The organism is Nocardioides sp., assembly GCF_964229035.1.
Lineage (GTDB): Bacteria > Actinomycetota > Actinomycetes > Propionibacteriales > Nocardioidaceae > Nocardioides.
In genome coordinates this window covers 22,627-32,455 of the sequence record NZ_CAXRAZ010000042.1, presented here as the reverse complement: position 1 = coordinate 32,455, position 9,829 = coordinate 22,627, and the positions used below count along the sequence as shown (strand labels likewise).

The 9,829-nt window shown below is 73.8% G+C and carries 10 protein-coding genes; 7 read left to right on the top strand and 3 right to left on the bottom strand.

Annotated features, from left to right (window positions below; all coding sequences use genetic code 11):
• The 6 genes from ACERUN_RS13485 to ACERUN_RS13460 all read left to right on the top strand — a co-directional run.
• A partial coding sequence (locus tag ACERUN_RS13485; protein ID WP_370290521.1) for a TCP-1/cpn60 chaperonin family protein occupies positions 1-540 on the top strand: 540 nt, incomplete at its 5' end.
• 97 nt (positions 541-637) lie between these two features.
• Positions 638-1,249, top strand: coding sequence for an NTP transferase domain-containing protein (locus tag ACERUN_RS13480; protein ID WP_370290520.1), 612 nt, complete (start codon positions 638-640; stop codon positions 1,247-1,249).
• Positions 1,250-1,294: 45 nt separating this feature from the next.
• On the top strand, positions 1,295-2,215 hold the full coding sequence (locus ACERUN_RS13475; RefSeq protein ID WP_370290519.1) for an AAA family ATPase: 921 nt from the start codon (positions 1,295-1,297) through the stop codon (positions 2,213-2,215).
• On the top strand, positions 2,212-3,339 hold the full coding sequence (locus ACERUN_RS13470) for a VWA domain-containing protein (RefSeq protein WP_370290518.1): 1,128 nt from the start codon (positions 2,212-2,214) through the stop codon (positions 3,337-3,339). Before ACERUN_RS13475 ends, ACERUN_RS13470 begins: the two co-directional genes overlap by 4 nt.
• Positions 3,332-4,450 carry an XdhC family protein gene (locus ACERUN_RS13465; protein ID WP_370290517.1) on the top strand — a complete coding sequence of 373 codons (1,119 nt, stop codon included), beginning with the start codon at positions 3,332-3,334 and terminating at the stop codon, positions 4,448-4,450. Before ACERUN_RS13470 ends, ACERUN_RS13465 begins: the two co-directional genes overlap by 8 nt.
• Entirely contained in the window at positions 4,447-4,980 is a 534-nt protein-coding gene (locus ACERUN_RS13460) for an AAA family ATPase (RefSeq protein WP_370290516.1), read from the top strand. The genes ACERUN_RS13465 and ACERUN_RS13460 overlap by 4 nt, the downstream gene beginning before the upstream one ends.
• A 210-nt stretch (positions 4,981-5,190) precedes the next feature.
• On the opposite strand, the gene ACERUN_RS13455 is transcribed toward ACERUN_RS13460, so the two are convergent.
• The gene (locus ACERUN_RS13455; protein ID WP_370290515.1) at positions 5,191-6,516 is read right to left on the bottom strand and encodes a hypothetical protein; all 1,326 of its coding nucleotides are present in this window, start codon (positions 6,514-6,516) and stop codon (positions 5,191-5,193) included.
• 224 nt (positions 6,517-6,740) lie between these two features.
• Here ACERUN_RS13455 and ACERUN_RS13450 point away from each other — a divergent pair, with 224 nt between their 5' ends.
• Positions 6,741-7,973, top strand: a complete 1,233-nt coding sequence (locus ACERUN_RS13450; protein WP_370290514.1) for a transcriptional regulator — start codon at positions 6,741-6,743, stop codon at positions 7,971-7,973.
• A gap of 24 nt (positions 7,974-7,997) precedes the next feature.
• On the opposite strand, the gene ACERUN_RS13445 is transcribed toward ACERUN_RS13450, so the two are convergent.
• Both ACERUN_RS13445 and ACERUN_RS13440 read right to left on the bottom strand, forming a co-directional pair.
• Positions 7,998-8,687, bottom strand: a complete 690-nt coding sequence (locus ACERUN_RS13445) for a hypothetical protein (protein ID WP_370290513.1) — start codon at positions 8,685-8,687, stop codon at positions 7,998-8,000.
• Between the two features lie 71 nt (positions 8,688-8,758).
• On the bottom strand, positions 8,759-9,742 hold the full coding sequence (locus ACERUN_RS13440; RefSeq protein WP_370290512.1) for a DUF6461 domain-containing protein: 984 nt from the start codon (positions 9,740-9,742) through the stop codon (positions 8,759-8,761).
• Between the last annotated feature and the right edge of the window lie 87 nt (positions 9,743-9,829).

Sequence of the window (9,829 nt, the reverse complement as noted above, 5' to 3'; positions counted from 1 at the left end):
CTGCAGGAGCGCCTCGCCAAGCTGGCCGGCGGCGTGGCCGTCATCAAGGTCGGCGCGGCCACCGAGGTCGAGCTCAAGGAGCGCAAGCACCGCATCGAGGACGCCGTGCGCAACGCCAAGGCGGCCGTCGAGGAGGGCATCCTGCCCGGTGGCGGTGTTGCGCTGGTCCAGGCCGGCGCCACCGCGTTCGACAAGCTCGAGCTCGAGGGCGACGAGGCCACCGGTGCCAACATCGTCAAGGTCGCGCTGTCGGCCCCGCTGAAGCAGATCGCCATCAACGCCGGCCTCGAGGGCGGCGTCGTGGCGGAGAAGGTCGCCAACCTCCCCGCCGGCCAGGGCCTCAACGCGGCCACCGGCGAGTACGTCGACCTGCTCGCCAGCGGCATCATCGACCCGGCCAAGGTCACCCGCTCGGCGCTGCAGAACGCCGCGTCGATCGCCGCGCTGTTCCTCACCACCGAGGCCGTCGTGGCCGATAAGCCGGAGAAGGCCGCCCCCGCGGGCGACCCCACCGGCGGCATGGGCGGTATGGACTTCTGAGTTCCACCCCACCCGCACCACCCGCATCACCCGCACGGCCCCGCCTCCACGGCGGGGCCGTGCGGCCGTTTTCGCGCGCTGTGGCAGGGTCGGGACCATGACCGCACCTCACGGGCTCCTGCTCGCCGCCGGTGCCGGTCGTCGTCTCGGGACCCCGAAGGCCCTGGTGCGCGACCCCGACGGTCGCCCCTGGGTCAGTCGTGCCACGGAGGTCCTGCTCGACGGCGGCTGCGGCTCGGTGACCGTCGTCCTCGGGGCCTCGGCGGACGAGGCCGAATGGGTCCTCGCCGACGGCCTGCCCGACCTCACCCGCGTCGAGGTGGTGCGCGCCCACGACTGGGAGGAGGGCATGGCCGCCTCCCTGCGCGCCGGCCTGCGCGCCCTGGTCGACCACCCCTCGCCGGGGGAGGAGACGCTGCCGAGCGCCGTCGTCCACCTCGTCGACCTGCCCGACGTCGGCGCGGACGTCGTGGCGCGGGTCGTGGCGCTGGCCGCGCTGCCCGGCCACTCGCCGTCCGCGCTGCTGGCCCGCGCGGCCTTCGACGGCCGCCCCGGGCACCCGGTCGTGCTGGGGCGCGACCACTGGCGCCCGGTGCTCGAGATCGCCGGCGGCGACCGCGGTGCGCGCGACTACCTCGCCGAGCACACGGTCGAGCTCATCGAGTGCGGCGACCTGGCCACGGGGCGCGACGTCGACGTGCTGGGGTGACCCGGCCAACCGGTGACCAACGCCACACCTCCTAGGGTCGGGGCCATGGACCCCGTCGTCCCCGCGCTCGCCGACCCCGCCGATCCGGCGGCGCTCGCCGCCCGCCTCGGCGACACCGGCTACCTGTGCGACGACGAGCTGGCCACCGTGCTGTTCCTCGCCCTGCGGATGGGGCGCCCGCTGCTGCTCGAGGGCGAGCCGGGCACCGGCAAGACGGCGCTCGCCGAGGCGATCGCCGCCTCGCTCGACCGGCCGCTCGTGCGCCTGCAGTGCTACGAGGGCATCGACGCCACCCAGGCGCTCTACGACTGGGACTTCCCGCGCCAGATCCTGCACCTGCGCGCGCTCGAGGCAGTGGCTGGCGGCGCAGGGGGAGCCGGCGGTGTCGGTGGTGTCGAGGAGGCCGAGAAGAGCCTGTACGACGAGCGCTTCCTGCTCGCCCGCCCGGTGCTCGCCGCGCTCCAGCAGAGCCCCGCGGTGTTGCTGATCGACGAGGTCGACCGCGCGGACGACGAGTTCGAGGCCTTCCTGCTGGAGGTGCTCTCGACCTTCCAGGTCACCATCCCCGAGCTCGGCACCGTGGCGGCCGCGGTGCCGCCGACCGTCGTCCTCACCTCGAACCGCACGCGCGAGCTGCACGACGCGCTCAAGCGCCGCTGCCTCTACCACTGGATCGACCACCCCGGGCTCGAGCGGGAGGTCGCGATCGTGCGCTCGCGCGCACCCGAGGTGAGCGAGCACCTGGCCGAGCAGGTGGTGGCGGCGGTGCAGGGGCTGCGCGGCGGTGCGGACCTCGTGAAGCCGCCGGGCGTGGCCGAGACCCTCGACTGGGTGCGCGCGCTGCACCATCTCGGCACCGCGCAGCTCGACCTCGAGGTCGCCGCGCGCACCCTCGGTGCGCTGGTCAAACACCGCGACGACACCGACCGCGCCAAGGCCGCCCTCGACAAGATGCTCGCCCGATGAGCGTCGCCGCTGCGGCGGCCGGCGCCGACGAGATCCTGCTGGGGTTCACCCGTGCCCTGCGCTCGGCCGGGGTGTCGGTCACCCAGGACCGCGCCCTCACCTACCTCGAGGCCACCGCGCTGCTCGGCCTCGGCGACCGGGCGGCCGTGCTCGCCGCCGGCCACGCCACCCTCTGCGCCTCGCCCGACGACCTCGAGCGCCACGACCGCGTCTTCGAGGAGTGGTTCACCCGCGACCTCGCCGAGCCCGGACGCCGCCCGCGCACCGCGCTGCGCCCCCAGGTCGCCGCTGCGCTCCTGCCCGACAGCCAGGACGACGCGGGCGGGGCCGACGCCGACGACGACCCGCTGCGGGCCGCGGCCAGCGCGGCCGAGGTGCTGCGCCACCGCGACGTCGCCACGCTCGACCCCGCCGAGCGCGCCCTGCTCGCCGCGATGTTCGCCGCCCTCCCGGTGGCGCTGCCCACCCGCCCGGCCTTCCGCCGTACCCCGCACCACCGCGGCGACATCGACCCCGCCCGCACGTTGCGCGCCAGCCTGCGCCGGATGGGGGAGCCCGATCGCATCCGACGCCGCGAGCGAGCCCGCCGCACCCGCCGCGTGGTGCTGCTCATCGACATCTCGGGTTCGATGGGCGGCTACGCGGACGCCCTGCTGCGCCTCGCCCACCGGGTGGTCACCGCTTGCCCCGCCGGCGACGTCGAGGTCTTCAGCCTCGGCACCCGCCTGACCCGCCTCACCCGCGCCCTACGCCGCCGTGACCCCGACCGCGCGATCGCCGCGGCGGGGGAGGCGGTGCCCGACTGGTCGGGCGGCACGCGCCTGGGCGACACGGTGCGCGCCTTCAATGACCGCTGGGGGCAGCGCGGCCTCGCGCGGGGGGCGGTGGTCGTCGTCCTCAGCGACGGGTGGGAGCGGGGCGACCCGACCGTGCTCGGTGAGCAGGTGGCGCGGCTGCGGCGCCTCGCCCACCGCGTGGTGTGGGTCAACCCGCACCGCGGCAAGGCCGGCTACGAGCCGGTGCAGGGCGGCGTGCGCGCCGTGCTGCCCCACGTCGACTCCTTCCTCGCGGGCCACTCGCTCGCGACCTTCGCCGAACTTCTCGAGGTGATCCGCGATGCGTGAGGTGCTGCCCCAGCTGCTGGCGTGGTGGGAGGCCGGCGAGACGGTCGGCATGGCCACTGTCGTCGCGACCTTCCGCTCGGCCCCGCGGCCGGCCGGCGCGTCGATGCTCGTCGGCCCCGACGCCTCGGCAGTGGGGTCGGTGTCGGGCGGGTGCGTCGAGGGCGCGGTCTACGAGTTGGCGCAGGAGGTCGTGGCCTCCGGCGATGCGGTCCTGCAGCGCTACGGGGTCTCGGACGACGACGCCTTCGCCGTCGGCCTGACCTGCGGCGGCATCCTCGACGTCTTCGTCGAGCGGGTCGACCGCGAGAGCTTCCCCGAGCTGGGCGCGATCGCCGCCGACATCGAGGCGGGGCGGCCGGTCGCGGTGGCGACCGTCGTGGAGCACCCGGATCCCGGGTTCGTCGGGCGGCGCGTCGTCCTCAGGCCGGGGGAGGAGGTCGCCGGCAGCCTCGGCTCCGCCCGCGCGGACGACGCCGTGCGCGACGACGCCCTCGGCCTGCTCGCCGCCGGGCACAGCGGCACCCTCAGCTACGGACCCGACGGGGAGCGTCGCGGCGAGGGCATGCGGGTGTTCGTCTGGGGTTTCGCGCCCCGCCCGCGGATGCTGGTGTTCGGCGCCATCGACTTCGCGGCCGCGGTCGCTCGCATGGGTGCCTTCCTCGGCTACCGCGTGACCGTGTGCGACGCCCGACCCGTGTTCGCCACGACCAGCCGCTTCCCGGGTGCCGACGAGGTGATCGTCGAGTGGCCCCACCGCTACCTCGCCGCCGAGCAGGAAGCCGGTCGTATTGACGCCCGCACCGTGCTCGCCGTGCTCACCCACGATCCCAAGTTCGACGTGCCCCTGCTCGAGGTCGCGCTCCGCCTCCCCGAGGTCGGCTACATCGGCGCGATGGGCTCGCGCCGCACCCACAACGACCGGATGACCCGCCTGCGCGAGGCAGGGCTCACCGACGCCGAGCTCGCGCGCCTCTCGAGTCCCATCGGTCTCGACCTCGGCGCCCGCACCCCCGAGGAGACGGCGGTCAGCATCGCCGCCGAGATCGTCGCCGGCCGCTGGGGCGGCAGCGGCCAGCCCCTCGCGGCGCTCGACGGACGCATCCACGCGTGAGGGCCGCGGGCGATCACCGGCTGATCGTCGTCTCCGGCCTGCCGGCGAGCGGCAAGTCGACGGTGGGGGCTGCGTTGGCCGACCGGCTCGGTGTCGCGCTGATCGACAAGGACGACATCCTCGAGTCGCTCTTCGACGCACTCGGCTGCGAGGACGACGTTCAGCGACGTCGGCTGAGCCGCGCCGCCGACGAGGTGCTCGTGCGTGTCGCCGCTCGCGCGGGATCCGCGATCCTCGTCAACTGGTGGGACGTCGACGTGATCGATCGAATTCGGGCGATCGGGTCGCCGATGGTCGAGGTGCGCTGTTCGTGTCCGCCGGAGGTCGCCGCCGCGCGGTTCGCCCGACGTTGGCGGCACTCGGGGCACCTCGACACCCGCGAAGGTACACAGGCGCGGGCAGATCGAGCAGCGCTCTTCGACATGCCTCCGCTCGACTTCGGGCTCGACGGCGGCAAGCTCGTGGTGGACACTACCTCCGCCGTGGACGTCGACCGGCTGATCGGCCAGCTCGGCGAAGTGTCTGGCTGAGGGCGCGCGGGATCTTCGCTCTCGTGACCGAGGAGGCGCGCCAGCGCCGTCTCGAGACTCGGGTGGGGGCAGGCTGCAGTGAGCCGTGGCCGTTTTCGATACGGCCGTGGCCGGTCGCCTCAACGCCGGATGGTCACCGCCCGTAGTCGAGGAGGCGCGCCGGCGCCGTCACGAGACCAGGTGAGGTGAGAGGCGATCGCGGGGCGGGGGCTATTCGCGCTGGGGGTAGGTGCCGGTGGGGGTGACGAGGAACCGCCTGCCGAGGGGGCTGGTCCACCGGTAGATGCCGGGTGCGAGTGCCGTGTAGCGCCATCTGCTGTGGGTCTTCGCGCGATGGTGGCGTCGACACAGCGGGGTCAGGTTGCACGGGCAGGTCGCGCCGCCCTGGTCGTAGGGCGTGCGGTGGTCGAGATCGCAGCTGGTGGCGGGGATGGTGCAGCCGGGGAAGCGGCAGGTGTGGTCGCGCCAGGTGGTGTGCCTGCGGAGTCGGTCGGGGATCTCGTAGGCATCGACGTGGTCGCAGTCGGCGAGATCGACCACAGGGCGCACCGTGATGTGAGAAGCCTGCTGCAACCACTCCCTGATCTGTGCCGTGGCGACCGGCCTGCCGTTGCAGCGCCCGACCGGGTTGTCACCCGTCAGCGACTCCGGCGTCAGATGGACGACCACCTCGGCCTTCCTTCCCACGGACGCGGTGACGAGTTCGCCGGTGCCCTCATCGACCATGGTCAGGTCGAGCTCCAGATCAGCACGCGCCATGTCGCCGAGTGAACGTGCCATCCGAACGTCGTGGGAGGACTCGTCCCCGAACTGCGCCCGCGTCGCCGCCCGCCGCTTCGTGGCGGCCTCGAGGTCGGCAGCGTCGCCGGCGTCGAGGGTGGCGTCGAGGTAGGAGATGCCGTCGGCGGTGGGGTCGGAGAACCGCACCCCCAGCTGCTCGCACTCACGCTGACGCTGGGCCTCGGCCAGCTCGGCGTCGAAACGCTTGATCGCCTCATCGCTCAGCCGGTCCAGCTGGGCCCACGACACCTTGTGGGCCGCGAACAACTGCCGGTCCACGAACCCGGCCGCATCAGCGTTCAGATCGATCGTCGCGTCGGCGATCTTCGCCGCCCGCCACGGAGCAAGCCGGCTAGAGGTCACGGCGGCGTAGACGTGCGGGAGCCGCCAGGCGCATTCCAGGATCCGCGCCACGTAACGGCGTCCACCCTCCGGCGTACGGCCCAGCACCGCCACCAGCTCCATCAACGCGAACTCCGCCACCAACGGCGCGCCGTCACCGGCAAGCCGAACGCCGGTGTCGAGCGCGGCCACGACGTCCTCGACCGGCTTCTCCACGTTGTCGTCACCGTCGTGGAGGTTGCGCTCGGCCCAGGCCACGATGCCCTGCCACGTACGGATCTCGGAGGCCTGACGAGCCTGCTCCTCGTCCGCCAACACGTCCAGCAGCGCGGACGATGCGACGCCGTCGAACGGCGCGAACGGACCGTCGTCCACGCCACCGTTCACATCGTCGAAGCCATCCCCGAGAGTCATACGGAGATGGTGGCACGAACGTCCGACACAACTCGGACGTGCCGTCGACCCCTGTGGAAAGGCCACTTCCAGGCAGGTCAGCGGATCTCGTAACGAGTCCCGACGACCTTCCCTGGCCGCCGGCGACGGCCCGCCTCGACCACGCCCGCCCCACCGGTCGGGCCACCGAGAAGGGGACCATGGGCCGTGACGGCGGTCACAGCCCGGCGGGTACGGTGGGAGGCATGGGAGACCTCGACCAGCGTCGGCAGGCCTCACTGCGAGCCTGGAGCACCTTCGTCGAGCAGGGCGATCGGGCCGCCGACCTGGTGCGGCCCGAGATCCTCGAGTCGTGGCGCCGGTCCTCGGGCGCCAAGGTGGCGCCGGACGTCAGCTCGGCGCCGCTGGCCGACGAGGGCGAGACCCGCAGCTACTTCCAGGGCTCGCCCCTGCAGGTGGCGGTGGAGCGGGTGGAGGACGAGCTGCGCCGCACCGCCGAGGACGGCGACCTGGTGCTCGCCGTCACCGATCCCGACACCCGCATCCTGTGGACCTACGGCGGTCGCGTGATGCGCCGCAAGGCCGAGACCGTGAACTTCGTGCCGGCGGCCCGGTGGAGCGACACCGTGATGGGCACCAACGCGCTCGACCTCGCCAACCGCCACGACCGCGCCGCGATGGTCTTCAGCGCCGAGCACTTCGCGCCCGTCGTCCACAACTGGGTGTGCTGGGCCGCGCCGCTGCACGATCCGGTGTCGGGTGCGCAGCTGGGGGTCATCGACATCTCCACGACCTGGGAGCGCACCCACCCGATCGGCATGGCCACCGCGCGCGTGCTCGCCCGGATGCTGGAGCAGGCCATGCCCCGCAGCAGCCAGTACGTGCAGGCCGGCGACGACGAGCCCGCGGCCTCGGGCCTGGTGCTCAGCCTGCTCGGCACGGCGGAGGCGCACGTCGACGGTCGCCGTCTGCTGCTGAACCGCCGCCAGACCGAGATCCTCGCCCTCCTCGCCCTCAACCCCGACGGGCTCTCCCTCGAGCAGCTGCACGCGATGCTCTACGGCGACCACGCGGTCACCTTCTCCACCCTGAAGGCGGAGGTGTCGCACCTGCGCCAGGCGCTCGCCGGGCAGCTCGCCTCGCGGCCCTACCGGCTGCTCATGCCGATCGCCACCGACGTGGAGCACGTGCTCGGGCTGCTGCGCCGCGGCGCGGTGGGCGCGGCCGTCGAGGCCTACGGCGGCGACCTGCTGCCCGGCACCGAGAGCCCGGCGCTGGTGGAGATGGGGGAGTACGTGGCCGTCGCCGTCCGCGAGGCGCTGCTCGCCGACCCGCAGCCCGACGCCGTGCTGCGCTACCTCGAGCTGGTGCCCCACGACACCGCGGTGGTGGAGGCGTGTCTGCGCACCCTCGACACCAGCGACCGCCACCCGGCCGTGCCGCTGCTCAAGGCCCGCCTCAGCGTCGCTGAGGGCTGATCCCTCGGAGCTGCGGTAGAGCGCTCAGCCCTCGCCGCCCGACACGTCGGGATCCTGGTCGAGCTGGACGACGAGCGCCTTGCTCGCGCGGGTGGCGTCGTCCTCGCTCACGGCGATGCCGGTGAGGCGCTGCACGAAGGTCAGGCCGGCCGCGCCCGGTGCCTCCGAGAAGTCGAGTCCCTTCTCCTGCGGCAGTGCGGGCCCGTCGGCGTAGGCGGTGCCGGACACGGGGTCGACGTAGCGCACGACCTCGCCGTCCTTCACGGCGAGCAGTGCTGTGGTGCCGTCGGAACCGAGGGAGAACGCCGCAGCCGTGCCGCCGCTGGCCCTGCTGAGCGCCGCCACGCTGTCGTCGGGCACCACGCTGCGCGAGGTGAGGACGACGCCGTCGCCCACCGCCGCCAGGCCGATCCCGACGTACGCGTCGTCGCTCGAGGCCGGGTCGCCCGCACGGACCTTGCCCAGCGCCGCGCGCGCGTCGTCCACGGAGAGGCCGGGCACGGCCACGACCTGCAGGCCGTCGGTGCGGTACTTCGCCGCGTCGAGCCAGCCGAGGTCGCCGGCGCTCGAGGAGGAGCCTGAGGGCGCGCTGGAGGCAGCCGGGTCCGAGGCCGTGGACGACGACCCGCACCCGCCGAGCACCAGGCTGGCCGCGACGCCGGCGACCGCCAGCGCGGCGAGGCGGGCGGGGCGGCGGCGCTGCAGCAGGCTCATCCCGCTGACGCTAGTGGCTCCGGGCGTCGCTGGCGACCCTCGCCGCGCGCAGGCGCTCCTCGGCTCAGGGCTCACTCGTCATACACGGGGAACAGGTCGCGGTCGAGCGGCACCACGGCCGACCCGAGAGCGCGGTCGACGACGGCGCGGGTCAGGTCGACGCCGGTGAGGCGCTCGAGCAGTGTGATGGAGGCGGCCTCGGTGTCGTTCTCGAGGTCGAGGCCCTTCTCCTCAGGTAGCGGCGAGGTGCCGTCGTACGACTGGGCCAGGAGCGGGTCGAAGTGTCGCAGGATGCGCCCGTTCTGCAGCACCAGCACCCTGTCGTCACGGTTGATGGAGGAGCCGCAGGTCGCCAGCCTCGACGACGGCGAGAGCCGGCTCAGCCTCTCGGTGATCTCGTCGGGGATGTAGGCGTCGGTGAACAGCACGGCGGCGCCGCCGTGCTCGGTGATGCCGACGCGCCCGGAGATGTCGTCCTCGCCCGGTGCGCGCACCGGGCCCAGTGCGCGGCGGGCCTGCGCGGCGCTCACGCCGGGCGCGACGACGATCTGGAAACCGTTCGACAGTGCGCCCTCGGTGAACGTCTCGTCGTCGAGCCACGCGTTGGGGCGCTGTGGGTCGCGTGACGGCGCGGGAGGGACCGTCGGCTGGGCCGTCGGCGACGGGCCCTCTCCCTCGTCCACACCGCCCTCGGCTGTCGGGTCGGCCGTCGGTTCGGCCGTCGGCATGGCCCTGCCGCAGGCCGCCATCAAGGACTCGATCTCCTGCGGATCCAGGGTCACCGCTGTGTCAGGGGGCGCGGTGGTGCTCAGCGGGTCGTAGGAGCCGTTGAACGTGACGTCACCGTCGGCGTCGATCCGGGCGGAATCCTCGTAGTAGTCGGCCTCCCACTTGCACTCGCCGTCACCCGCGCCGGCCGCCGCTGCGCCGGAGCCGGCCGCGGCTCCGCCCTCGTCGGCTGTGCCGGAGTCGCTCTCGCCGCACCCGCCGAGCGGCAGGACGACGGCGACCGCGAGGGCGGCGAGGGTGAGCGAGCGGACGGTCCGAGAGGGCATGGGCAGCACCGTAGACCCGCCCGCCGCGCGCCGTCCGACGAACGCGTGGGCCGCACAACCTCCGGCCAACCTTCGACTCCTACCGTG